The organism is Halopseudomonas sp. (genome assembly GCF_041579695.1).
In the GTDB taxonomy this organism is placed as follows: domain Bacteria; phylum Pseudomonadota; class Gammaproteobacteria; order Pseudomonadales; family Pseudomonadaceae; genus Halopseudomonas.
On the sequence record NZ_JBFGFI010000014.1, the window covers coordinates 19,157 to 43,980 of the forward strand.

General features: G+C 57.9%; 21 protein-coding genes. 10 read left to right on the forward strand and 11 right to left on the reverse strand.

Features of this window, described 5'->3' with window-relative positions; genetic code table 11:
- Nucleotides 1-70 precede the first annotated feature (70 nt).
- Together dprA and ABYA88_RS05115 are read right to left on the reverse strand one after the other, a co-directional pair.
- Nucleotides 71-1,192, reverse strand: a complete 1,122-nt coding sequence (gene dprA, locus ABYA88_RS05110) for a DNA-processing protein DprA (protein WP_373185873.1) — start codon at nucleotides 1,190-1,192, stop codon at nucleotides 71-73.
- A gap of 51 nt (nucleotides 1,193-1,243) precedes the next feature.
- Complete coding sequence (locus tag ABYA88_RS05115; protein ID WP_373185875.1) at nucleotides 1,244-2,269, reverse strand: LysM peptidoglycan-binding domain-containing protein; 1,026 nt, start codon at nucleotides 2,267-2,269, stop codon at nucleotides 1,244-1,246.
- Between the two features lie 137 nt (nucleotides 2,270-2,406).
- Between ABYA88_RS05115 and def the strand changes: the two genes are divergently transcribed.
- From def to ABYA88_RS05140, 5 genes are all read left to right on the forward strand, one after another.
- Nucleotides 2,407-2,919 carry a peptide deformylase gene (def, locus tag ABYA88_RS05120; RefSeq protein WP_373185877.1) on the forward strand — a complete coding sequence of 171 codons (513 nt, stop codon included), beginning with the start codon at nucleotides 2,407-2,409 and terminating at the stop codon, nucleotides 2,917-2,919.
- Nucleotides 2,920-2,985: 66 nt separating this feature from the next.
- Nucleotides 2,986-3,939 carry a methionyl-tRNA formyltransferase gene (fmt, locus tag ABYA88_RS05125; RefSeq protein ID WP_373185879.1) on the forward strand — a complete coding sequence of 318 codons (954 nt, stop codon included), beginning with the start codon at nucleotides 2,986-2,988 and terminating at the stop codon, nucleotides 3,937-3,939.
- Nucleotides 3,936-5,288 (forward strand): 16S rRNA (cytosine(967)-C(5))-methyltransferase RsmB, encoded by a 1,353-nt coding sequence (gene rsmB / locus ABYA88_RS05130; RefSeq protein WP_373185881.1) that lies wholly within the window; start codon nucleotides 3,936-3,938, stop codon nucleotides 5,286-5,288. Before fmt ends, rsmB begins: the two co-directional genes overlap by 4 nt.
- Entirely contained in the window at nucleotides 5,285-6,658 is a 1,374-nt protein-coding gene (trkA, locus tag ABYA88_RS05135) for a Trk system potassium transporter TrkA (protein ID WP_373185882.1), read from the forward strand. The genes rsmB and trkA overlap by 4 nt, the downstream gene beginning before the upstream one ends.
- Before the next feature lie 39 nt (nucleotides 6,659-6,697).
- On the forward strand, nucleotides 6,698-8,146 hold the full coding sequence (locus tag ABYA88_RS05140; RefSeq protein ID WP_373185883.1) for a TrkH family potassium uptake protein: 1,449 nt from the start codon (nucleotides 6,698-6,700) through the stop codon (nucleotides 8,144-8,146).
- A gap of 13 nt (nucleotides 8,147-8,159) precedes the next feature.
- Here ABYA88_RS05140 and ABYA88_RS05145 read toward each other — a convergent pair whose 3' ends face one another.
- The 3 genes from ABYA88_RS05145 to ABYA88_RS05155 all read right to left on the reverse strand — a co-directional run bounded on the left by ABYA88_RS05145 (nucleotide 8,160) and on the right by ABYA88_RS05155 (nucleotide 10,045).
- Complete coding sequence (locus ABYA88_RS05145) at nucleotides 8,160-8,438, reverse strand: PilZ domain-containing protein (RefSeq protein WP_373185885.1); 279 nt, start codon at nucleotides 8,436-8,438, stop codon at nucleotides 8,160-8,162.
- A 33-nt stretch (nucleotides 8,439-8,471) separates the two neighbouring features.
- Nucleotides 8,472-9,359 carry a lysophospholipid acyltransferase gene (locus ABYA88_RS05150; protein ID WP_373185887.1) on the reverse strand — a complete coding sequence of 296 codons (888 nt, stop codon included), beginning with the start codon at nucleotides 9,357-9,359 and terminating at the stop codon, nucleotides 8,472-8,474.
- Between the two features lie 89 nt (nucleotides 9,360-9,448).
- Nucleotides 9,449-10,045 carry a DNA-3-methyladenine glycosylase I gene (locus ABYA88_RS05155; RefSeq protein ID WP_373185889.1) on the reverse strand — a complete coding sequence of 199 codons (597 nt, stop codon included), beginning with the start codon at nucleotides 10,043-10,045 and terminating at the stop codon, nucleotides 9,449-9,451.
- A 119-nt stretch (nucleotides 10,046-10,164) separates the two neighbouring features.
- On the opposite strand from ABYA88_RS05155, the gene glyQ reads away from it, so the two are divergent.
- From glyQ to ABYA88_RS05180, 5 genes are read left to right on the forward strand one after another with little or no spacing between them, the layout of a single operon-like run.
- Nucleotides 10,165-11,112, forward strand: a complete 948-nt coding sequence (gene glyQ, locus ABYA88_RS05160; protein ID WP_373185891.1) for a glycine--tRNA ligase subunit alpha — start codon at nucleotides 10,165-10,167, stop codon at nucleotides 11,110-11,112.
- The gene (gene glyS / locus ABYA88_RS05165) at nucleotides 11,109-13,166 is read left to right on the forward strand and encodes a glycine--tRNA ligase subunit beta (protein ID WP_373185918.1); all 2,058 of its coding nucleotides are present in this window, start codon (nucleotides 11,109-11,111) and stop codon (nucleotides 13,164-13,166) included. Before glyQ ends, glyS begins: the two co-directional genes overlap by 4 nt.
- 19 nt (nucleotides 13,167-13,185) lie before the next feature.
- A complete protein-coding gene (gene gmhB, locus ABYA88_RS05170; protein ID WP_373185893.1) occupies nucleotides 13,186-13,734 on the forward strand; it encodes a D-glycero-beta-D-manno-heptose 1,7-bisphosphate 7-phosphatase in 549 nt (182 codons plus the stop codon).
- Nucleotides 13,725-14,456: a lysophospholipid acyltransferase family protein gene (locus tag ABYA88_RS05175; RefSeq protein WP_373185895.1), complete on the forward strand. Its 732-nt coding sequence runs from the start codon at nucleotides 13,725-13,727 to the stop codon at nucleotides 14,454-14,456. Before gmhB ends, ABYA88_RS05175 begins: the two co-directional genes overlap by 10 nt.
- Before the next feature lie 38 nt (nucleotides 14,457-14,494).
- A complete protein-coding gene (locus ABYA88_RS05180) occupies nucleotides 14,495-15,688 on the forward strand; it encodes a PilT/PilU family type 4a pilus ATPase (protein ID WP_373185897.1) in 1,194 nt (397 codons plus the stop codon).
- A 61-nt stretch (nucleotides 15,689-15,749) separates the two neighbouring features.
- On the opposite strand, the gene ABYA88_RS05185 is transcribed toward ABYA88_RS05180, so the two are convergent.
- The 6 genes from ABYA88_RS05185 to ABYA88_RS05210 form a co-directional block, all read right to left on the reverse strand.
- Complete coding sequence (locus ABYA88_RS05185; RefSeq protein WP_373185899.1) at nucleotides 15,750-16,235, reverse strand: pyridoxamine 5'-phosphate oxidase family protein; 486 nt, start codon at nucleotides 16,233-16,235, stop codon at nucleotides 15,750-15,752.
- Nucleotides 16,236-16,688: 453 nt separating this feature from the next.
- Complete coding sequence (locus ABYA88_RS05190) at nucleotides 16,689-17,579, reverse strand: OST-HTH/LOTUS domain-containing protein (protein ID WP_373185901.1); 891 nt, start codon at nucleotides 17,577-17,579, stop codon at nucleotides 16,689-16,691.
- Nucleotides 17,580-17,850: 271 nt separating this feature from the next.
- Complete coding sequence (locus ABYA88_RS05195) at nucleotides 17,851-19,044, reverse strand: DUF3322 domain-containing protein (protein WP_373185903.1); 1,194 nt, start codon at nucleotides 19,042-19,044, stop codon at nucleotides 17,851-17,853.
- Nucleotides 19,041-22,427: an ATP-binding protein gene (locus ABYA88_RS05200; protein ID WP_373185905.1), complete on the reverse strand. Its 3,387-nt coding sequence runs from the start codon at nucleotides 22,425-22,427 to the stop codon at nucleotides 19,041-19,043. Before ABYA88_RS05200 ends, ABYA88_RS05195 begins: the two co-directional genes overlap by 4 nt.
- A complete protein-coding gene (locus ABYA88_RS05205) occupies nucleotides 22,420-23,175 on the reverse strand; it encodes a DUF4194 domain-containing protein (RefSeq protein ID WP_373185907.1) in 756 nt (251 codons plus the stop codon). Before ABYA88_RS05205 ends, ABYA88_RS05200 begins: the two co-directional genes overlap by 8 nt.
- Entirely contained in the window at nucleotides 23,172-24,626 is a 1,455-nt protein-coding gene (locus tag ABYA88_RS05210) for a DUF3375 domain-containing protein (RefSeq protein ID WP_373185908.1), read from the reverse strand. The genes ABYA88_RS05205 and ABYA88_RS05210 overlap by 4 nt, the downstream gene beginning before the upstream one ends.
- Between the last annotated feature and the right edge of the window lie 198 nt (nucleotides 24,627-24,824).

A 24,824-nucleotide genomic window follows, 5' to 3' on the forward strand; every position in this document is an offset into this window, starting at 1 on the left:
GGAGATGCTCTGAATAGATTTGCGAAGTGAGACAGTAGCCGAGCAGCGCGTCCGGCTCAAGGGTAACGGCTCAGCTCAGGCGTGAATAGCCATGGGGGGTATGCTGAATACGGCCATCGAGTTCCAGCTCCATCAACTCCTGCATCACCCGCTCCACCGGCAATCGGCTTTGTTCGCCGAGCCAGTCGACACTGACCGGGTTGTGATCGATCAGTGGCCACAACGGACTGGCCGGAGCGCTCTGGCCTGCAATGTCCCCAGGCTCTGGCTGCGCCTCGATAGCTGCAAGCAGCGGCAGGCGAAGTACTTCAAGCACGTCCCGCACGGTCTCGACCAGATGCGCGCCCTCGCGCAACAACTGGTGACAGCCACGGGCCTGGGCGCTGTGAATCGAGCCGGGCATCGCGAACACTTCGCGGTTCTGCTCGAGAGCAAGACGCGCGGTGATCAGCGAACCGCTGTTGAGGCTGGCCTCGACAACCAGCGTACCCAGACTGAGGCCGCTGATGATTCGATTGCGCCTGGGAAACTGTCCGGCGTGCGCCGCAGCATCTGGCGGCTGCTCGGAGACCAGCAATCCCCCCTGATCGACAATCGCGCGGGCGAGGGCGCCATGGCGTTTCGGATAGCAGTTGTTCAGTCCCGTACCCCACACCGCGATGGTCTCGCCGCCTGCGTCCAGCGCACCTTGATGGCATGCACCGTCGATGCCCAGCGCCATGCCACTGGTCACCACCAGACCACTCTCGGCGAAGCTGCGGGCGAACTGACGTGCGGTAGCGGCGCCATGGGGACCGGGATGGCGCGAGCCAACCATTGCCAGTTGCGGTTCGTGCAGCAGTTGAGCGTTACCTTGCAGATACAACAACGGTGGCGGATCGGCGATTCGCCGTAACTGGGCGGGATAATCCGCCGAGTTAAGGCACAGCACCTGACAATCCGGCTGCTGAAGCCAAAAGTTTACCGCCTCCAGGCCTGCGCCGAGCGCTGCATCGCCCTGCTGATGACGCTGAATGATATCCAGCGCAGCCGGCCGCAACCCGAGTGACTGCAGGGTGAGGAGATCGGCGTCGAGAGCGCGGGCGGGATCGGGGAAATGCTGCAGCAGACGCGTCAGCGTCAGTGGCCCGACCCCATCCAGCATGGAAAGAGTCAGCCACGCCTGCAGCGAGGTCGTGGTAGAAGCGGGCATTGATCATCCTTGATCGGAACCGGCGCCGCAGGGGAGGCAGCGCCGGAGAGGTTAGGGGTTGCGAATCTTGTCCATGATCTCCATCTGACGGCTGGCATCCAGCACGATGCCGTAACTCAGCTTGTCGTAGGGACGGAACACCATCAGCATGCCGGCGCGCTCGTCGGGCAGTTGCACCCGCTCGTTCTGGATGCGGTCACGCACCAGTTCGCCGGTCTTGTAGATCGCTAGTACGCTGCCCTGTTCCAGGCCGTCGCGCAGGCCCTTGTTGATAATGACCACATCGTACTGGCCGATCTGGGTGACGCCATTGGGCACCCCGATGATCAGACCGTTAACTTCGCTATCCGGCTCGCTGGGGAAGAAGGTCGAGGTGATAGGACGCTCTTCGGTCTCCAGCAGGCGGTCATTGACGCGTACTTCCTGGTTGCTGCGGGTTACATCAAGACTGATGATGGAGTCCTGGACGTCGACCACATCGCCGCTACCTATTTCCTGGGCGTGGATGCCGAGGAATTCGCTGGTGACCGGATCGAGATAGGCTTCGCCGCGACGGAAGATACCCATGGCACGTATCGCCGGGTCGATTTCACCCCGAGCATAAGCGCGGCTGCCAGCTCCCACCACTACGCTCTGGCTCTCGCCACCCAGGATGTAAGGAGCGGACTCGAGCACACTGGGATCATCGATGATGCGTCCGGCCCTGAGGAACGCGTCGATAGCCTCCAGCGGGATGGTCGGGATAGCTTCGGCGATGGGTTCATAACGCACGGTGGGGGACATCTTGATGGTCCCGCCATGACCTCGGCCCACGGTCAGGCGCGGCTGGCCATCGATATAAACAAGGGAGATCAGGTCGCCGGGATAAATCAGATGCGGATTGCTGATCTGAGGGTTGGCATGCCAGACTTCAGGCCACTTCCATGGCAAATTGAGGAAACGCCCGGCAATATCCCAAAGGGTATCGCCCTTCACCACCTCATAGGTTTGTGGATGGCCATCCCTGAATACCGGCTCCTGCGCCTGCACCCAAAAGCTCATCGAGAGCAACAGAAGGCCGACTAATGTTTTCCTCATGACATGAATCCCTTTATTATAGAGGCCAGCATCGGTCTGAAGACGCATTAGACATGCCAGACCCGTGTTATTTCCAAGCTGCTCATCATCTTAGCAGCACAATTTAGCTTTATTCCACAACTGCATCACAAACTGACATGGCCATATTAAACATTCTGGAATTTCCCGACCCACGCTTGCGCACGGTAGCCAAGCCCGTTGATCTGGTTGACGACCGGATCCGCCAACTGGTGGATGACATGTTCGAGACCATGTACGAGGCTCCAGGCATTGGTCTGGCTGCCAGTCAGGTCAATGTCCACGAGCGCGTGGTGGTGATCGACATATCTGAAGACAGTAGCGAGCCACGGGTATTCATCAACCCCGAACTGGAGCCACTGACTGAAGACCTGGAAGAGATGCAGGAGGGCTGCCTGTCGGTCCCCGGCTTCTACGAAACCGTCACCCGGCCGGAACGTGTCCGGGTGCGCGCAATAGGCCGCGATGGTGAGCCCTTTGAGGAAGTCTGCGAAGGACTGCTGGCAGTATGCATCCAGCACGAATGCGACCACCTCAACGGCAAGCTGTTTGTCGACTATCTGTCCAACCTCAAGCGCGACCGGATTCGCAAGAAACTGGAAAAGCTACACAAGCAGCAGGCCAGTGCCTGAGGCATTGGCAGTGAACCCAAGGGCTTGCTTCGGCAAGCCTTTTTGTTTGGCCGCACCAGGAGCAGCATGAATTCTTCAGATCTTCGCATCGTATTTGCAGGCACACCCGAATTTGCCGCGGCGCACCTGCAAGCGATGCTCGACGCCGACCTCAACATCGTTGCGGTCTACAGCCAGCCGGACCGGCCGGCCGGGCGCGGACATAAGCTGCAGGCCAGCGCCGTCAAGGAACTGGCCCTCCAGCACGGGTTGCCGGTATACCAGCCTGTCAGCCTGCGCGATCCGCAGGCGCAAGAACAATTGGCCGCCCTCAATCCGGATCTACTGGTGGTGGTCGCCTATGGCCTGATCCTGCCCCAGGCGGTACTTGATATTCCGCGCCTGGGCGGCATCAACAGTCATGCGTCATTGCTCCCGCGATGGCGCGGCGCGGCACCGATTCAGCGCGCGATCGAGGCCGGTGACAGCAAAACCGGGGTTACCGTGATGCAGATGGAGGCCGGGCTGGATACCGGCCCGATGCTGCTCAAGGTCAGCACACCGATCTCGGCCCAGGATACCGGCGGCAGCCTGCATGATCGACTGGCCGAACTTGGGCCGAAGGCCGTAATCCAGGCAATCGGTCAACTGGCGCGGGGCGAAGCGCGTCCCGAATCGCAGGATGACAGTGTGGCGACCTACGCCCGCAAACTGAGCAAAGCCGACGCCCGTATCGAATGGCAACGTCCAGCGATCGAGCTGGACCGGCTGATCCGGGCATTCAATCCCTGGCCGCTGGCACATGCCATTTGGGAGCAGCAGTCACTGAAAGTGCTTGCCGCCACGCCAACCGGCGACCATGGCGCACCAGGACGCATACTCGAGTGCAGCAAGACCGGGTTGCTGGTGGGCTGCGGCAGCGGGGCGTTGCGCCTGACCCGTTTGCAGCTTCCGGGCGGCAAGCCGCTGTCCTTCGCCGATCTCTACAATGCCCGCCGCGAGCAGTTCGCACCCGGCATGCAGCTGGGCGACGGACAATGAGCCCACGCCTGGCAGCAGCCAATGCGCTGGCTACCGTGATGGCCGGCAAGGCGTCACTGGGAACCAGTTTGCCGGCTCAATTGCAGCACGTCAGCGATCGTGACCAGGCGCTGGCACAGGAACTGGCTTTTGGTACCGCGCGCTGGTTTCAACGTCTTGATGGTCTGGCCAACGCGCTGCTGGACAAACCACTGAAGGCGGCCGATCGCGATCTGCATGCGCTGCTGCTGGTCGGTCTGTATCAACTGTTGTTCACGCGCATACCGGCCCACGCTGCCATCGACGAGACGGTCGATAGCGCCAGAGTCTTGAAAAAACCGTGGGCCAAGGGAATGCTCAATGCGGTACTCCGCCGGGCCCAACGCGAACACACCGAGCTGTTCGCCGCACTGGAGCGCGATCCGACTATCCGCCTTTCCCACCCACGCTGGCTGCAAAAACACCTGAAACAAGCCTGGCCTGAGTACTGGGAGGCCATCTGCATCGCCAACAATGCCCACCCTCCCATGACGCTGCGGGTCAATCAGCGGGCTATCGATCAGCAAAGCTATCTGATGAAATTGGCTGAGGCCGGCTTATCCGCCCGGGCCACGCCATTCAGTGCCCAGGGCATAACCCTGGAACAATCCTGCGACGTTCAGCAACTGCCGGGCTTTGCGGCCGGCGAGGTGAGCGTACAGGATGAAGCCGCGCAGCTGGCCGTGCCCCTGCTGGAACTGACTGCCGGCCAGCGGGTGCTGGACGCCTGCTGTGCTCCGGGCGGCAAGACCTGTCATATTCTGGAACAGGAGCCAGGTCTCGACGAGTTGATCGCGCTGGACCTGGAGCCCAAGAGACTGCAACGGGTGCGCGACAATCTTCAGCGCCTCGGATTGCATGCTCAGCTGAAGGCCGCCGACGCGCGTGAACTGGGAGCCTGGTGGGACGGCCAACCCTTTCAGCGTATTCTGCTGGATGCGCCGTGTTCGGCCACCGGAGTGATTCGCCGCCATCCGGATATCAAGCTGACACGCCAGGCCGACGACATTCCGGCCCTGGCGATCTTGCAGGGAGAGTTGCTTGATGCGCTCTGGCAGACGCTCGATGTCGGCGGCATCCTGGTATATGCAACGTGCTCGGTGCTGCCAGAAGAAAACAGCCAGGTCATTGCCGCGTTTCTCGAGCGCCAGTCCGCTGCCAGGGAGCTGCCAGTAGCAGGCCCATACGGCCTGAAGCAACCTCATGGTCGCCAGTTGCTCCCTGACGATAAAGGTCATGACGGTTTCTATCTGGCCAAGCTGGTAAAAATAAGCGCCAGCCCCACGGTCACAGGCTACACTGCGCAAGATAAGGGGACGCCTGGAACATGAAAATCATTATTCTCGGAGCCGGCCAGGTAGGAAGCAGTCTGGCCGCCGAGCTGGCCAGCGAAGCCAACGACATCACCGTGATCGATACCGACAGCACCCGACTGCGCGAACTCGGCGACCGTCTGGATATTCGCACCGTGGTCGGTCGCGGGTCTTTCCCCACCGTGTTGCGCCAGGCCGGCGCCGACGATGCCGATATGCTCATCGCGGTGACCAGCAGTGACGAAACCAACATGATCGCCTGCCAGGTGGCCTATACGCTGTTCCGTACGCCGACCAAGATCGCCCGCATCCGCGAGTCGGCCTACCTGACGCGCGGCGGCCTGTTTCATAACGAATCGGTACCGATCGATGTGCTGATCAGCCCCGAGCAAGCCGTAACCACCTATGTGAAGCGCCTGATCGAGCATCCCGGAGCACTGCAGGTGCTGGACTTCGCCGACGGCAAGGTGCAGCTGGTTGCAGTACGGGCCTATTATGGCGGCCCGCTGGTCGGCCAGGAGCTGCGCTTTTTGCGCCAGCACATGCCCGGCGTGGATACCCGGGTGGCTGCGATCTTCCGCAAGGATCGGCCGATCATCCCCAAGGGTGACACCATCATCGAGGCCGATGACGAGGTGTTCTTTCTCGCCGCGACCCACGATATTCGTGCCGTCATGAGCGAGCTGCGCCGTCTGGAGAAGAACTACAAGCGGGTACTGATCGCCGGTGGCGGCAACATCGGCGAGCGTCTGGCCGAGGCGATCGAAAACCGCTACCAGGTGCGCATCATCGAAAAGAACAAGTCGCGCGCCGACTATCTTTCGCAGAACCTGGACAAGACCATCGTGCTGCACGGCAGCGCCTCGGACAAGGAATTGCTGCTGGAAGAGAACATCAAGGACGTGGATATCTTTTGCGCCCTGACCAACGACGACGAAGCCAACATCATGTCCTCGATGCTGGCCAAACGGCTGGGCGCGCGCAAGGTGATGGCGCTGATCAACAACCCGGCCTATGTGGATCTGGTCCAGGGTGGCGAGATCGATATCGCGATATCACCGTCGCAGGCGACGATCGGCACGCTGCTGACCCATGTACGCCGCGGCGACATCGTCAATGTCTACTCGCTGCGCCGCGGTGCGGCCGAGGCTATCGAGGCAGTCGCCCATGGCGATTCCCGGTCATCCAAGGTGGTCGGCAAGATGATCGGTGAGATCGATCTGCCGCCAGGTACAACCATAGGCGCGGTCGTCAGGGGCGAACAGGTATTGATCGCCCATGACAACACGCTGATCGAATCCGAGGATCACGTGATCCTGTTCGTGATCGACAAGAAACATATCCGCGACGTCGAGCGCCTGTTCCAGGTCGGCCTGACATTCTTCTGATGATGATCCCTTTGACACTGGCTCGCAGGTAACCGGCGCATGCAGTACACCCAGATCCAGCGCATCCTCGGCATTCTGCTGATGCTGTTTTCCACCAGTATGCTGCCGGCAGCGATCGTCGGCCTGTACTACGGCGAGCAGGCAATGGAAGCCTTCATCGTGGCTTTCGGTATCACTGCACTGGCCGGACTGCTGATCTGGCTGCCGGCGCGCCGCCAGCGCAACGAACTGCGTATTCGCGACGGCTATCTGATCGTGGTGATGTTCTGGCTGGTTCTAGGGCTTTTCGGTGCGGTACCGCTGTACCTGCTGGACATGCCCAACCTGAGCGTGGCCGACTCGGTCTTCGAGTCCTTTTCCGGTCTGACCACCACCGGCGCCTCTGTAATCACCGGCCTGGATACGCTGCCGCGCTCCCTGTTGTTCTATCGTCAGCAGCTGCAGTGGTTCGGGGGCATGGGTATCATTGTGCTGGCGGTAGCCATCCTGCCAATGCTCGGCGTTGGCGGTATGCAGCTGTACCGGGCCGAAATGCCCGGGCCGCTGAAAGAGAACAAGCTTACCCCGCGCATTGCCGAGACGGCGAAGGTGCTCTGGTACATCTATGCCGGGCTGACCCTGGCCTGTGCGCTGGCCTACTGGGCCGCCGGCATGAGCCTGTTCGACGCAATCGGCCATGCATTCTCGACAGTGGCGATCGGCGGCTTCTCTACCCACGACGCGAGCATCGGCTATTTCGACAGCCCGCTGATCGAGTTCATCTGCATCCTGTTCATGTTCATTTCCGGCATCAACTTCGCGCTGCATTTTCTTGCCTGGCGCTTCCGCTCGATCGCCAATTACTGGCTGGATCCGGAGTGCCGGGCCTATGTTCTGATTCTGGTTTCACTGTTCATTGTCTGCTGCGTGATACTGATTCACTTCCAGACCTATGAAATCTGGACGTCTATCCGCTTTGCAGCGTTCCAGACGGTTTCCATAGCCACCACCACCGGTTTCGGCGTGACCGATTTTTCCGCGTGGCCAACGGTGCTGCCGTTCCTGCTTCTGTACGCGAGCTTTATCGGTGCCAGCGCCGGCTCGACCGGTGGCGGTATGAAGGTCATCCGGGTATTGCTGCTGTACAAGCAGGGTACACGGGAGACCAAGAAGCTGATCCACCCCCACGGAGTATTCCCGGTCAAACTGGGCAACAAGCCGGTGCCTGACCGGGTGGTGGAAGCGGTATGGGGATTCTGTGCGGTATACGTGTTCGCTTTCGCGGTACTGTTCCTGATCCTGCTCAGCACCGGCCTGGACTTTGTCACCGCGTTTTCCGCGCTGGCGGCCTGCATGAACAACCTCGGCCCCGGACTGGGAGAGGTGTCGGCACACTACGGCGAGCTCAGTGCAACGGTAAAATGGATCCTCAGCTTCGCGATGCTGCTCGGCCGTCTTGAGGTGTTTACCCTGCTGGTGCTGTTCACCCCGATGTTCTGGGCCCGCTAGAAGAGGGACCTGGTTACTGTTCCTCTTCCTCATCGAGAAACGCCATTCCTGCCCCTTCCCCGGCAATATGACGCTGCACGATCATCCTCAGGATGGGCGCCTCGATTGGCATGTCCTGCACCTGACCCTCGACGATGGTGCCGATAGCCAAAGCGGCAAGGTCGGGATTCTCGACGAATACGCCGCCATCGGACAGATCACGCGTCTGTCCATACACATTGCCGATATCCGGATGGCTGATGCGGATTCTGCATTTCATCGGGGTGCGCGGGTGTTGCCGCTGATTTGTCATGCTCGGGTCCCTGTCAGATGACTACCTGGTGAATCAGTACCATTTATTCTCGCCCGGCGGGCGTTTCTTGAAGCGTTTCATGCTCCACATGTACTGGCTTGGCCAGCGCCGCACATAGCTTTCAATCACGGCACTCATGCACGCCGTCGCTTGCGTCACATCACTACTGTAAAGCGCATCGGGCGCTGCTTCCACAATCACCTTGAATCCGGCGCCATCCGGGAGTCGCACGCAGTGCAGGAACAGCGCCCGGGCATCGCCGCCACGCAGCAGATTGGGAACGAATTTGCTGGTCAGCGCCGATACCGCAAAAAAAGGCACGAATACGCCACTTTTCACTGCCGGCTCGGGGTCGGCCGGAATACCCACCGCACCGCCACTGCGTACTTCGCGCATGACCATCGTAATGCCCTCGCGGGTCGAGGGCGCGACCCTGTTGCCCAACTGCGCCCTTTGTCGGCGCAGAAGCGCATCCACCGCTGGCTGCTTGGGCGGACGGAAGAAAATGACCGGTGAGCATTGTGAACAATACCAATGATTGAGCACCTCCCAGTTACCCAGGTGACTGGTGATACAGACCACACCGGCTCCGCGCTCCAGAGCTTCATGCAGCAACTCTGCACCCTCAACTTCCCGAATCAGCCCGATCGTGCGTTCGGGCTCCCACATCCACGCGCAGGCACTTTCGGCAAAGCTGCGGCCGCTGTCCAGCAGCGTGCTACGCACCAGTTGCTCGCGTTCAGTTTCCGGCATCTCCGGCAGGCAGTGAGCGAGATTGATCCTTACCACTTCCCGGGAACGGTTGGGCGTTATCCATAACAACCAGCCGCCAGCCGCGCCCAATCGCTGGGCCAGCCTGAACGGAAGTAATGCAAATAATCTGAGAAATCCAACAATGACTGCGCCCTTGAACCGCTCCACAGATACTCTCCGCCCGTTCGAAAACCCAATTGTAGCCGCATAAGGACAGCAACCAGCAATGCAGCGTTCGTCGTGTCATGCAGCGCGCCTCAGGGCCGGGTCAGCTCCACACGGCGGAAACAGTCCCGCGTGTGGTCCATCACCATGCCGGTGGCCTGCATGAACGCATAACAGATGGTCGGACCGACAAAGGTAAAGCCCGCCTGTTTCAGCGTCTTGCTCATCGCGCGGGCCTGTTCGGTCATCACCGGCACCTCACTGATATCGGCGAAATCGTTCACCTTGGGAGCGCCGCCGACAAACTGCCAGAGCCATTGACCAGGATCCGTCTGCTCGGCCAGTCGCAACCATGCCTGTGCGTTCTGCCGCGCCCCCCTGACCTTCAATCGGTTGCGGATGATGCCCGGATCCTCGAGCAAAGCCAGCAGGTCCTCGTCGCTCTGCTGCGCCATGAACTGTGGATCGAAACCCTGGTATACCTGCCGGTAACGGTCGCGCTTCTTCAACACGGTGATCCAGGAAAGACCCGCCTGAAAACCATCAAGTAGCAACTTCTCGAACAGCCGCCGGCCGTCGTACTCCGGAACGCCCCACTCAGTGTCATGGTAGTGCTGGTAAACCGGGTCATTGGAACACCAGGCGCATCGCGAATTGGCCTGTTCTGCCGTTTCAGCTACCAAATCCATGCATCCTCCCCATGATTACCCCAACTAACTATGCCACGCCGCGGCTCCACGCCTGTATGTCCGGCCCCGTCTGATTGTATACTGCGCCCTTTCTCAAAATGCCAAATCGGACAGACAACGTGACTCAGACCAACCCAGCCACCCAAAGCTTCCAAGGACTGATCCTTGCCCTGCAGAGTTACTGGGCAGAGAAGGGCTGTGTCCTGCTCCAGCCCTACGATATGGAAATGGGTGCCGGTACCTTTCACACCGCCACCTTCCTGCGCGCCATTGGCCCGGAAGCCTGGCATGCCGCTTACGTGCAACCCAGTCGCCGTCCGGGCGACGGCCGCTACGGCGAGAACCCGAACCGTCTGCAGCATTATTACCAGTTCCAGGTGGTACTCAAGCCAAATCCGGCGGATATGCAGGAACTGTATCTGGATTCCTTGAAGCATATCGGTATCGATACCAGCGTGCATGATGTGCGTTTTGTCGAAGACAACTGGGAGTCGCCGACACTGGGCGCCTGGGGTCTGGGCTGGGAGGTCTGGCTGAACGGCATGGAAGTTACCCAGTTCACTTATTTCCAACAGGTCGGCGGCGTCGAATGCTACCCGGTGACCGGCGAGATCACCTACGGCCTGGAACGCCTGGCGATGTATCTGCAAGGTGTGGATTCGGTGTATGACCTGGTGTATTCCGATGGCCCCTTCGGCAAGGTGACCTATGGCGATGTGTTCCATCAGAATGAGGTGGAACAGTCGACTTACAACTTCGAGCACGCCAACGTCGAGAAGATGCTCGAACTGTTCGATTTCTACGAGAGTGAAGCCAACCGCCTGATGGCCGCCGAGCTGCCATTACCGGCCTATGAAATGGTGATCAAGGCCTCCCACACGTTCAATCTGCTGGATGCCCGGCGCGCCATCTCGGTGACCGAGCGCCAGCGTTACATCCTGCGCGTACGCACGCTGTCCCGTGCCATTGCCCAGAGTTATCTGCTGGCCCGCGCCCGCCTCGGTTTCCCGATGGCAACAGCTGGACTGCGCGATGAAGTCCTGGCCAAATTGAAGGAGGCCGAATAATGCAGCAGGATTTTCTGGTTGAACTGGGCACTGAAGAGCTGCCCCCCAAGTCCCTCAAGCGTCTGGCCGAAGCCTTTCTGGCCGGCGTCGAGAAGGGCCTGCAGGATGCCGGACTGAGCTACGCCGCCGCACGCTACTATGCCGCCCCGCGCCGCCTGGCCATCCTCGTCGATGCACTGGAAACCCAGCAACCCGATCGCAGCAATCAACTGGACGGCCCACCCGTACAGGCCGCATTCGACGCTGAAGGCAAGCCCACCAAGGCGGCCGAAGGCTTCGCCCGCAAATGCGGCGTCGACGTCGCGGAGCTGGACCGCAGTGGCGCTAAACTGCGCTATGTGCAGAGCATTCCCGGGCAGGCTTCTGCCCAGTTGCTGCCCGCCATTGTCGACACCGCCCTGGCTGGTCTGCCTATTCCCAAGCGCATGCGCTGGGGCGAGCGCAAGACCGAATTCGTGCGTCCTACCCAGTGGCTGGTGATGCTACAGGGCGATTCCATCGTACCCGCCGAAATTCTTTCCCAGAACGCCGATCGCAGTTCTCGTGGTCACCGCTTTCATCATCCCGAGCCGCTGCGCATCAAGACGCCGGCAGATTACGCAGAGCAGATGCGCGATGCCAATGTGATCGCCGATTTCGCCGAGCGCCGTGAGCTCATTCGCGCCCGGGTCGAAGAGCTTGCGGCAGCGGAGCAGGGCACCGCAATCATGCCTGATGACCTGCTCGACGAAGTGACCGCGCTGGTCGAGTGGCCGGTACCGCTGGTTTGCAGCTTCGAGGAGCGATTCCTCGATGTGCCGCAGGAAGCGCTTATTTCGACCATGCAAGACAATCAGAAGTACTTCTGTTTACTCGATGCAAAGGGCAGGCTGCTGCCGCGCTTTATCACAGTTGCCAACATCGAAAGCCGCGATCCCGCGCAGATTGTTTCCGGCAACGAGAAGGTCGTTCGCCCACGGCTCACCGACGCCGAGTTTTTCTTCCGCCAGGACAAGAAAAACCCGCTGGCAGAACGCAACACCCAATTGGCCAACGTGGTGTTCCAGGCCCAGCTTGGCAGCGTGTACGACAAGGCCAAACGCGTATCCGCGCTGGCGCAGTTCATTGCCGAGCAGATCGGCGGCGACGCCGATCGCGCCGCGCGCGCAGGCCTGCTGAGCAAGTGCGATCTGGCTACCGAAATGGTTGGCGAGTTCCCCGAGCTTCAGGGCATCGCCGGCTATTACTATGCGCGCCATGACGGTGAGCATGAGGACGTGGCGCTGGCCCTGAACGAGCAGTACATGCCCCGTGGTGCCGGCGCCGAGTTGCCGACAACCCAGACCGGTGCCGCCGTGGCGCTGGCCGACAAGCTGGACACCCTGGTCGGCATCTTCGGCATCGGCATGTTACCCACCGGTAGCAAGGATCCCTACGCGCTGCGCCGCGCAGCGCTGGGTGTGCTGCGTATCCTGATCGAGAAGGGTCTGGAACTGGATCTGAACGCGGCGATCGCTGTTGCGGTCGAGCAATATGCTGACCAGATCAAGACCGCCCCTGATCTCGCAGCCCAGGTCCAGGATTTCATCTTCGACCGCCTGCGCGCCCGCTATGAAGACGAGGGCATTGACGTCGCGGTGTACCAGTCAGTGCGGACGCTTTCACCTGCCTCACCGCTGGACTTCGACCAGCGGGTGCAGGCGGTTCAGCATTTTCGCAGCCTGCCGGAAGCCGAGGCCCTGGCCGCAGCCAACAAGCGCGTCTCGAACCTGTTGGCGAAAGCCGAGATGGAGATCAGTAACGAAATCGACCAGCAACTGCTCCACGAACCCGCGGAGCGCGCGCTGGCCAGCGCCATTGCCGAGGCAGAGCAGCAGGTAGCTCCGCTGGCAGCCCAGCGTCAGTATGACGTGGCCCTGGAGCGTCTGGCCGCGCTGCGTGACCCGGTAGATACCTTCTTCGACGAGGTATTGGTCAACGCAGAAGACGCCCTGTTGCGAGCCAACCGTTACGCCCTGTTGGCGCGCCTGCGTGGGCTGTTTCTCGGCGTGGCCGATATCTCGTTGCTGGGTTGATCGCGGTAAAGGTGAGGGCATGAGCAAACTGATCATTCTGGACCGCGATGGCGTCATCAATGAGGACTCCGATGAGTACGTCAAGAGCCTGGCCGAGTGGATCCCGATTCCGGGCTCCATCGAGGCCATTGCCCGACTGAGCAAATCCGGCTGGCTCGTTGCGGTCGCCACCAACCAGTCAGGGCTCGCGCGCGGCTATTTCGACCAGGCTACGCTGCAACAGATGCATGACGCCTTGCAGCAACGCGTTGCCGAGCAGGGTGGCAGGGTGGATCTGATCCGCTTCTGTCCCCATGGCCCCGATGATCTCTGTGACTGTCGTAAACCCCGCAGCGGGCTGTTCCGGCAGATAGCCGAACATTTCCAGCTACCCCTGGCCGGCGTACCCGTTGTCGGCGACAGTCTGCGCGATCTGCAGGCAGGTACGGCCGTAGGCTGTTCGCCGTTCCTGGTCAGAACCGGAAAGGGCGCTGAGACCGAGCTCAAGCCGCTGCCTGCAGGTACACTTGTATTCGATAACCTGGCCGCTGTGGCCGACCATCTTCTGGATAGTGACCCATGTCATTGATGCCCCTGCGCGTCGTCCTGTTTTATTTCCTGCTTGCTACCAGTGCCGGCCTCTGGGGCCTGCTGATGCTGATCATTGCGCCCTGGCTGCCCTATCGCTGGCGCTTCACCCTGATCGTCGGCTGGTGGAGCCGGGTGGCTATCTGGCTGACGGTACATATCGTCGGCATACGCTATGAAGTGACCGGCGAGGAAAACATTCCTGACCGGGCCGGCGTGATCCTGGCCAATCACCAGAGCACCTGGGAGACCTTTTTTCTGCAACAGGTATTCCGCCCGCAAACCCAGCTGATCAAGAAAGAGCTACTGTATGTGCCTTTTTTCGGCTGGGCCTTTGCGCTCGCCAAGCCAATCGCGATCGACCGCGCGAAGGGACGCGATTCACTCAAGCAACTGAGCCAGCTCGGTGGTAAACGCCTGGCTGAAGGCATTTGGATTCTGGTTTTCCCCGAAGGTACCCGCAAGTTGCCGGGCGAGCCGGTCAAGTTTTCCCGCGGTGGTGCAGCGCTGGCCTGCATGAACGACGCACCGGTGGTTCCCGTTGCACACAACGCCGGTGAGTTCTGGCCCAAGGTGGGGTGGGGCAAGAAACCAGGAACCATCCGCGTCATGATCGGACCCGCGCTGTATCCCAAGGGCAAGGATCCCCGTGCTATTGTGGAGCTCAACAAACAAACCGAAGCCTGGATCAATCAGGCCCTCGCGACGGTAGTTCAAAGCTGACCGCTCTTCGGAAGACTGCTGCCAGGAGGCCTTAAACCATGGGTATCAATGACTATCTGCGTCGCCTGGCTGACCTCAAGGGCTCCGACCTGTTTCTCAGCGTAGGCGCACCTCCCACGGCAAAATGCGACGGCTCATATGTCCGCCTGGGGTCTGAGCCACTGGGCAAGGGCGCCGTGAAGGTCATGGCCTACGAGCTTATGAGCGAACGCCAGGTGCACGAGTTCGAGCGCGACCTGGAGATGAATTTGGCTGTCGGCATCGCCGGCACGGGGCGTTTCCGCGCCAATGTATACCTGCAGCGCGGCGAAGTAGCCATGGTCGTACGTTACATCAACGATCAGATTCCCAGCTTTGCCGACCTGGGTCTGCCTGCGGTGCTGGAAAAGCTCGTCATGCTCGACAGGGGGCTGATTCTGGTGACCGGCTCAACCGGGTCGGGCAAGTCCACTACCCTTGCGGCGATGCTGGATTATCGCAACACAAACCGGGCGGGCCATATTGTCTGCATCGAAGATCCGATCGAATTTCTGCATCACCACAAGGAATCGATCATCGACCAGCGGGAGGTCGGGCTCGATACCCACAGTTTCAAGGATGCGCTGCACAATGTGCTACGCGAAGCGCCGAACGTCATCATGATCGGCGAGATTCGTGACCGGGAAACCATGCAGCATGCGCTGCACTACAGCGAAACCGGTCACCTTGTGCTGGCGACAATGCACGCAACCAATACGGTGCAGGCTGTGGACCGGATGGCAAATATGTTCCCGGAGGATGCCCGCCAGCAGTTGCTCGCTGATATCTCGATGAACCTTGCAGCAATCATCGGTCAGCGTCTGGCAAAAGGCATCGACAAACCCCGCCTACCGGTTGTAGAGGTGCTGATCAGAACGCCCTATATCGTCAACCTGATTGCCCGGGGTGAAATCCAGGACATACGCGATGCAATGACACGTGCGACCGACGACAAGGCGCTGCAAACCTATGACCAGCACTTATTCCAGTTGGTTACCGAAAAGGCGATCACTCTGAAAGAGGCGGTGCGCCTGGCAGATTCGCGCAACGACCTGATTCTACGTACACGGATGGAGACTTCCGGCACCGCTACGGCCGCTGCGAAACCTGCTCCAACTGCCAATCTGGCCCCAGCCCAGGCCAAGCCGGCTGAATCGGCTGAGTCGGTGCCATCAACGTCTTTCGACTCGGACCTGACCGACGACTTCCGTTAATCACATTTAACACTGCGGCCGTGTATGACACGCCGCAGCCTCAAATCTCTCAACGGCTATTTTATGAGCCGAATTTCTCATGCTCACCGATATCAGGCAGCTCGCCCTTGAGTTTGGCCTTTGCCATTTTATAACTTTTGACCATGGTGCTGGTGTCCGCATCCCAGTGCTCGCCTTTCTGCACCTTGATCTCCAGCATACCCACGTTGGGCGACTCCTTACCCTCGGGAAACCAGACGCTGACAAAGCCATTCCAATATTTGTCGATCAGGTTCTTGTCCTTCATCGCCCTACCTACACCGGTCAGGCAGACGTACGTATCGTTCTGCGTATCGGCAAAAGAGACGCAGACATCGTTATCGCCTTCTACTTCAAAGACCTTTTCCGAATCAAGGTCGGTGAAGAACCAGAGAGTACCGTCGTACTCTTGCTGCACGAGGGTCATCGGGCGCGAGCGCAACTCCTTACCATGTCGGGTGTTGAGCATTCCTGTCTTGATACCCTTGATCATATTCCATATTTTTTGCTTGTGTTCCGGACTGGACATGCATCGACTCCTTTATCTGTTGGTTGCATACAACCTAGTCATCGATCACCAAACCGTCAATTTGACCAAAGGACTCGGACACCGCAAAAGACGCCCTAAGCCATTGATAATAAAAAGAAACCCCCAGTAACATGTCGCTACTGGGGGTCTGTTTCAAGCTAGCTGTAATATCGAACTGGGCGATGTCGATGGGCACTATAAGTGTCATTCAGCCCCCCCCGTAAATAGGGCGTTTCCGAGATTAGGGGAAACGATTAATGTCATGACTGCGCCACATTAAATGACATTCTACTGCGAAATAAACGCAATAAATGTCATTTTCTGGGGATTGCTCATTTGAACCTCTTGGCTACCTAGATCATCAGGCATGGGGGTGGCTACGAAACCAGGAGCTACTCACCTAATTACTGGCGGCGGCTCGAAACCGCGCTTCTCCAGCGACTGGTTCATTGCTTAGTCGTGTTCCTTCAAGGCTCCGCTCTGGCGACTACGATACCAAACCACTGTGGGGCCATTATCGGATTGGCTTTGCTTTCGAACTTCAAACTGCTGTGACTCATGGATGACGTGACGCCAGCTGCCACACCCATAGCGCTTAGGCGTATGCTCTGGGTAGGTCTTGGTAATCCAGTGAATCGAGTCGAAAAGAGGTGTCCAGCCCGCTTGAGCCAGATTGATTTCTGCTTCACGCAAGCAGGCAACTATTCCACTGCTAGGCCAATGTATGGTGCCGCCTGGCACAATACCGTGAATAACGAGATCTCTATATTCTTGGGTTTGCATAAAGGACACCATAAGCCGCCGAGCATCGTCCATGGACTTAGCCCACTGACTCAGCGTTAGATAGTGCCCGTCGATGGTTTCATAACTCTCATCAAGGTACATTTCAGCGGCGATACAGCCATCCAAACACCAGAGATTGAAGCGCTGAAGGAAATGGTGCACTAACTCGTTACGTAGGTTGACGAGCTCCTTGAGAGCAATCTTGGTCTCGGCATAGCGCTCCTCAGGCAACTCCATCTGATATCGGACGCTAAACCATACCCGGTCACTCGGTTCATCCTCTGCTTGTTGCGGCTCATCGGATGAGTTTGGGGGCTTCAGATAGCTCTCAGTCAGCATCCCCACCAAGGCGCCAAGAGTTTTCTTATGGGCACAGGCAACCCTATCATCGCGAACAGCCTGAAGACGTTCCGTAGTGCCACTCAGTTCGCTATGAGCCACTATCGCTTTGAGCAGTAGCTCGTACTGCTGCAACTGCAACATGCAACGCCCCAGCTTACGCTGCACGGTTCGTTGCAGATCAAGTATAGCTTCCGAAGGCAGGGTAGTGATTTCGTCCATAATGAGAGACTCAAACTGTGCAATTGAGACTATCGAGCTTGATCTGCTGTTTGCCGCTTATCACTGACGGGCTCTACCCCGTAACTGCCGTCAATTTTTCTTGGGCATTAGAACAGGGCAGGCTGATGGTCTTTTGGTTCTTGAAGAGCTGGATACATAGATGCGAAGAGTTCATCTCTTTCGTCCATTCGCTAGCCTCCTGCCTGTAAATTCCCTTATAGACCACATCACGACACCGTATTTTGGGGTTCAGGTGCGTAGTCATTTATAACTATACCGCAGCAGAAGCTTGAATCCATTCGGCAAGTCCCTGCTCTACGTAATCTTGAGACAAACGCTCCTGTTCTAGTCGGCCAACCCCGTGCCGACCGAAGCGTAGTTCGTCAAAAAGGCTCCGCTCGGCAGGGGTCAAACCGTATGCTGGTAACCCAGCTAATCGGTCTTCGTCTACTCCTCTCTCCACATGGGTGAGCAGCGTCTTCAGATCCATCATCACGGCCTCAACATGGGGCTGCCTGAGTCGCGCATCGGCGAGAAACTTCAGTCCCCATGTATCGATATCACCCCAGTAGCCTACCCGCCTGTCTTTTAACCATTCGGCTTGAAGCCAGGCCGTATTGGCTCCTCCACCGAACACCGCAATCGTGTCTGGCAACTCAGGAAGCCCGTAGCCAGCCTGGAGGTTCTCAATCACCAGCACGTTGCTAGCTGGCAACGAATAGGTCGTCAGTTGCTCAAAGCACAGTCGAACAAGGTCAAGCCCAGCCAAACGACCTTTCACTTCAGGACATAGTGGCTTCACATGAAGCCAGTTAGATGGCGTGACGCGGCACTCCAACCAAGCCTCTAACCCACCATGGACGGAAACCTCTTGACCATGTATTACATCCAGCAGAGCGGTAATTAGGCTCTGGTTCAGCTCCACGAACTTAGTATCCACCTTCTGGAGTGGTAGGGCCCGCAAGTATCGACGGCGGCCCATTCCACGCTGGAGTTGTGGCAATACGCTGGCCAATAAGTGAATATCAGTCATGGAGAGCCTGTCCAGCTCCTCAAGCCGATTGATGAGGGTAGTGAATAGAGCCTTATCCAACGAGAGCAATGGTTCCATTCGCTCAGCCCAGCCCCTGCTTCTTTCAACAGCCTCATCCCCCAGCGCAGCGATGAGGGCTTGCGTTGACTCGATCTCCAGCCTGACCGGGACCTCAAATTGACCCAGTTGTCGAAATCGTTTCGTCACCCAAGTAACTTGATGCGGCCACGGCCATTTGCGCCAGGCCGCGATGTAGCCATGGAAATGGTCAAGATCCTCAAGCGCCTGATTACCGGTAGGAGGCTTCAGCAAGCATGGGATTGGAAAGGGTCGCCTACCCAAGAGTCGCTCCCGCAGCCGGCCTGTGTGCTCCCATTCCAGCCGGCGCAGGTCCTCAATAGCATCACCTGGAAGTCGTCCCCAATCCCTCACAACGCTCGGTCCACTTCAATGCCCAGCGAGCTAGCTGCCTTTTGTATCCCCTGCTGTTCATGACGTGCCAGCTGCTCGTCAATTTCCGCCCAGGTGACCTCGCAGAGCCGGCTCTCATGCGTGTCCTGATCCCGCTCAGCAATTAATAGTGAACGCGCCGATTCACGCGCAAGGTTAAGGTTTTTGTAGGGCGTTATCAGATTCACGTGGATTTTCAGTTCTCGGAAGACCTTGAGCACCCGGCGACTCACCGCCTCAGCGGTATTAGAGAACGCTTCATCCAGAAAGACGGTGCAGTAGAGCGGACGGTCACTGCCATCGGGCGTCAGCACGTAAGCCAAGCTAGCAGCCACGATGGTGCCGGCAAACGACTCTTTTTCCCCGCCTGACTTACCGCTGGAAGATTCCAGTACATCGCGTATTTTTTTGCTGCCTTTCTCTACTTCCTCAGCGAAGAAGGAAAGCTGGTAGCGCGAGTCCAGCAGTCGCAAACTCTCCAAATTGCCCGAACTTGCAGGGTTGGTAGCCTTTTCCAGTTTCTCGATCAGCTCCTTCAGATCGACAAATCGAGCGTCATGATCGTCACTACCAGCTCTCGCCAGCACACGCATTAGCTGCCCATTGAACGCTTTCACATGATCAAAGTTTTCTGCCCGGCTTCCCAATCGGAGGTAAGTTCCTTGTCTGAATTCCGTACGCTCCAAAACATTGTTGATCGTCTCAATACGATCCCTGATGTCCTCACGTTCGGACTGAATCGTTTGACTGATTCGGGCAAGCGATTGGGTTGCGTTACGGTTCAAGCGCTCCCGGAACCGCTCGACTAGATCTGGCAGCCCCTCCTGCTCCAAGTGGGCGAGGTGATCGACATACTCTTCCAGAGCATCAGCGCCTGCGAGCCAATCATTTGCGATGATAGGCCATTTTATTTTGAACTCGGAAACGATCCCACTGGCTTTAGTTGATGCTTTAATTTCTCGGCTGTGAGTCCCCTTGCGGGCATCCTCTAGATCAGCACGGTGACGATTCGCAAGCTCCGAAACGATCTCCAAATCTTCAAGATTGAGCTGCCCCGCACGCTTAGAAAGCAACTCTCTGACCTCATCCGGCAAACCGGCCCGAGCAGCATCTAACGCCAGCGCCTGTTCTTGATTTGCCTTGATTTTGTCACCCTCCAGTCTCCCGACCTTCTTGTTGACTTGTTCTTTCTGGCCTTGAATCCCCCTCAGTTCAGCTCCTGCCTGCTCCCAGCGCGCCTTCGCCACCCCAAGCTCGCTATTCGGTCGTTCAAGCGCGTCCAGATCGTCCTTAAGAGACTGCATCCGATCTTGAGCTGCCTGGATATCAATTGCCGCCCATGTGAGATGGGCAATGCGCTCCCAAACCCGAAGATGCTTTTCGAGGTCGTCCATGGCGTTCCGCGCATCCGCTGTAAGCTGGGCCAGGTTTCTGGTCTCGACCTCAAGCTCAATATGGTCCCTCCTTAACGCCGACAGACGTCCCTTGTTACTGAATCCCAAACACCAGAAGCGAGGGTTATCAATGCGCTGCTGATCCTTCTTCTCAAATCGCCCTTTATCCAGGTGCACCAGCCCCTGAATGGTCATCGAGAAGTCAGTCTGGTCCAGTATTTCGGTCGACGCCACACAGTGCAGGTCGAAACGCGAGAGGTGCTTCTTCAGCCAATCACGATAAGGGTGCGGTTTCCAACCAAGCATCTTTAGGAAGCCATCTTGTAGAAACTCAGCAATTTGCGGATGCTGGTTCAGCCGGACGACCTGCACCCTTACATGGAGCCCTGTATGGCGAGTGTTCAACCACTTGGTCACCAAGCGATATCGCTCATCAGGCACCAGCAGCGTGGTGCGGTGCCCACCCAGCGCCCGCTCAATGGCGCCTTGCCAGGGTCGATGCTCCTCCAGGACATCAATCAGCTCACCGACGAAAACAACTTCCGCAGGATCAAGCGACAAGCTCCCTACCAGTTGGTCACGAAGCTTCTGATAGGAGGGATCAATGTTGGAGTCAGGTCGCGACTCCATGTCTTTGATTTCATCTGCCAGCTCCTTGAGCTGTGTTTGCCCACTGGAAAGGTCCGCTGCCGAGGAGGCGAACTGATCCTGGCGCGCCTTGCGCAGCGCCGGCATATCAGCCAGCTCCATTTGCGCTTTCACCTGATTTTGTTTGAATGCATCAAGCGACAATGTGTCAGGCAAACTTAGAACTCGTGTATCCATCTGATACAGGCGCGCATCGCGTACGCTGTCATCATGAGTCTTGGTCGCTGAGTTCAGATCATTCCGCAATCCCTCCAGCCGCTCACCACCTTGCGACTGGTAAGCATGGAACAGTGCCTGTACCCTTCCCGATGCTTGCTCCTCCAATGCTCCAAGACGGGTCATCTCCTCTGCCAACTGAGACAGCTCCGCCTCGGATTGCTTCAGGCGAAGCCCCCAAAGCCGGGAGCACTGTTCACCAAAGTAGATTGGCAGACCGGCTAGCTCACCTGAAGTCCGTCGCATCTCCTCCCTGGCTTGATTCAGCGCCTGGCTTGTCTCTGGTAATTCGATCAATGCATCTCGTTGGCGGCGAGCATCATCAAGTTCGTTATGGACACCTACCAAGTCATCAAACTCACTCACAGCATGCTTCGCATACTCCTTGACCTGACTGGGCTCCAGTACCAGGTCACGAATCAAGCTGGTGAGGTCATCAATCTTCTTCAAACCCAACGCTCGGGAAAGAAGGGCGGGAGCATTGCGGTTCTCCATGCGCAGAAGGCGAGCATAGGTCTCTTGATATTCAGTAAACGAATCGAATGCCTCGACCTGCGGGTCCTCCCTGAGGTGCTGCTTCAGCACACGAGCATTGCCCTCCCCAAAGAGATGCAACAGCTCCTCCAAACGCACATCGCGCTTACCCACAACAAAAAGACGCTTGAGGTGGTCGAGTGAATTACTGGCCTGAGTAATCCAATATAGGGCAGCCAAGGTGACCTTCGAACCATCCTCCGCTTGGTAAAGCGCCCTAAGCCCCGTTGCGGTGGCCCCTGGGCGCTTAAGCAATGTAGCCGTCTCACTACCATCATGGGCCTTGCCATAGTTGCCTCGCACATACGACATCAGCGTGCGATCCGTACGATCACCTTGAGCAGCCGCGATATTGAACGATGCCTTATTGGAGGGCAGCAAGAGTGCCATCAACCCATCGATGAGAGTGGACTTGCCCGCTCCGTTGTCACCGGTAATGAGGGTGCCATCGGGATCAATCTTCGCGGAATGGAGCCCATGGAAGGAACCCCAATTGTATACCGACAGCTGGGCTAGACGGATCTGGCCGGTACTGAACAGCTCACTCAGACTTACCTCGCCTGCCTCAAGCATCCTGCACCCCCTCATCTGCTTTGGCGCCCGAGTCACTGGCTAGCCGCTCATACTCTTTCAATAGGCGCTCAAGAAAATCTGCATTGACGACATAGCGGATCACCGAGGTGATCTCAAATCGCTCGTCATCCCCACGGACCGCACTGATAAGACGCTTGTCTTTCAACAAGGCAAGTGCACCATTGAGCGTCCTCCGCTCGGAGCGGGAGCTGTAAGTCAGCGGCAAAAAGGGTGTCATCAGTGCCTCGATCCGCTCGCTATCAATGATGATTTTCTGCTCGCCCGCAGTTTCGCGCTCCTGGTAGTACTTACGCAGCACCAGTAACAGGAGCGTGTCGTAGAGGCTGAGCGTGCGCTTGTTGATCAAGTGTGACGCTTCGTCCGTCTCCTCGTCCTGCTCCACTGCGTCTTGCTGGAGCAGGATGGCGATACCGCCTTTCATGTCCAGTAACATGCGCATGAACATGTTGCCCAAATGCTCTGCGATTAGGCCCTCGTGTCGGCACAGCGCTTCGAATGCCAAACGTTTGCTATCGGCCATCACCACCCCTTGCCGAAGCAGCAACACCAGAGCGCGCCGTGCCTCAAATGGCATGCCAACTTCGGAAGCCTCATCAGCAGGTAGTTCAGTCGGGAATTCTTCAAAGGACTCCACCTCGCCATGGCTTGTCGAATCCTCAGGAAGACTCGTTCGGTGCTGATCGAATAGGGCAGGGGCCTGCTGGGAATGTTGCTCTTCCTCGGTCATAAAGCGAGTTCCTCCAGATCCGCAGGAAACTGCTCGGCGGACATCAGCAATGAGGGAATATTGGCTCGAATCCAATTGCCGGTCCGATCCAAGACCACTAGGCTTTCTGAGCTTTCTAGCATCACAGCCCTGATCGCCTTAGCGACCCGAACATGGGCTACTAACTCCTCAATCCCTCCCGAGATAGGACGGTGGCGAACAACACTCGCCACCGTCATGGGGCCATGCTCAGTGAGTAATCGCTTCATATCCTGCGCAACCTCAAGCACCTTGACCGTATTGAGGTGATCCAGCATGCCGAGACTGGCGACATTACTATTAGTGTTCGCGGCCACTTGGCGAGTATCCAGGCGCTCTTCTGGAAGTCGTAAATGAATACTGGACGGTGAGCGAATGCGAAGACTGCCCGTTGGTAAATCCACTGCTAAAGGCTCGCGAAGATTTAGCTCCTGGTCCTTAAATTTCACCGCCAACCGTTCTAACTGCCGAAGCAGGCGTTCAACTGCACGGCGTTCCTGTTGAGCGCCGCTTTCCACAAAAGCCCGAAGGTTTTCCTCGGTTCGGCGTCGAACCTGGAATACCCGTTCGCTTTCCTTGCCTAGTTCGCGGACCAGATGAGATAGATAACGAAGCTCGTCCGACTTCAGATGCTGGGATGCCGGACGAGCCAATATCGAGCGGATTTGCTCACGAAATTCAGTGATTCGATTCTGATCACAGAGCAATTGATAGAAGCCATCGAAGGCCTGTCCCGCATCGGTCAGGAGTAGCGCGCCTTCATGTTCCATCAACGCTTTCACTACCTCACCACGCCCAGACTCCGACTCGATCATGCGGACTCGCATGCGCTGATCTAGCTGACGAATCTCGTCTTCCAGCCGGCGAAAGTCGCCTGTGAGCACGGATGTCAACTGATACAGGCCCCGAATGCGTTCACGCTGCTCTGGCACGCTTAGTTCCGGCACATCACCCATCTGCAATCGCTCGATCTCCAGGTCGAGTTCCAGGCGCCGGGCGGTTAGCAGGGTGATTCGCTCTTGCGGGTTTGGGCTCAGTGCGACAGCCAAACCCCGTACGGCGTCCTGCACAATACGCAGGTGCGAAGCCGTAGCATTGCTATCTCGCTGATCCAAACTCTGGGCAAAACGCAATGCCAACTCGAAGGCATCGGTTCGAGTGAGCTTGTCATCCAGTTCGCGTAACCACCCAGCTTGAATCCACTGGCGCAGATATGTGCCTGCGTTGTCATGTAAGCCAAAAATCTCCTGCCAGGTCGGCAGTTCAGCCTCTAACGCCACACGTGCCTTGCCGAATGGCACTTCGCTGTCTTGAGCAAAGAGATCATTAATGAAGGCGAGGATAATGGGCGCATTTTCTGCGTGTAGCAGACGCCATGCAGCATGCTCCGAGAGCAATCGCCTGAAGCGTGCCTGCTGTTCATGTAGGCTCATCGGCACCTCCTTGTGTGGCAAACGCAAGACCGAGTATGTCAGCATCACATTTATTTGATAACTAGCCGGTTATCAATGCTGGACTTCCCCCACTATGCATGACAAGCCCAGGCATTGAATTGGCCTGCACTCAGCATGTGTCTACTGAACCTGGAGCGATTCAGAATGTCGCTGACGAAGTCGTAAGGCTGTGGTACG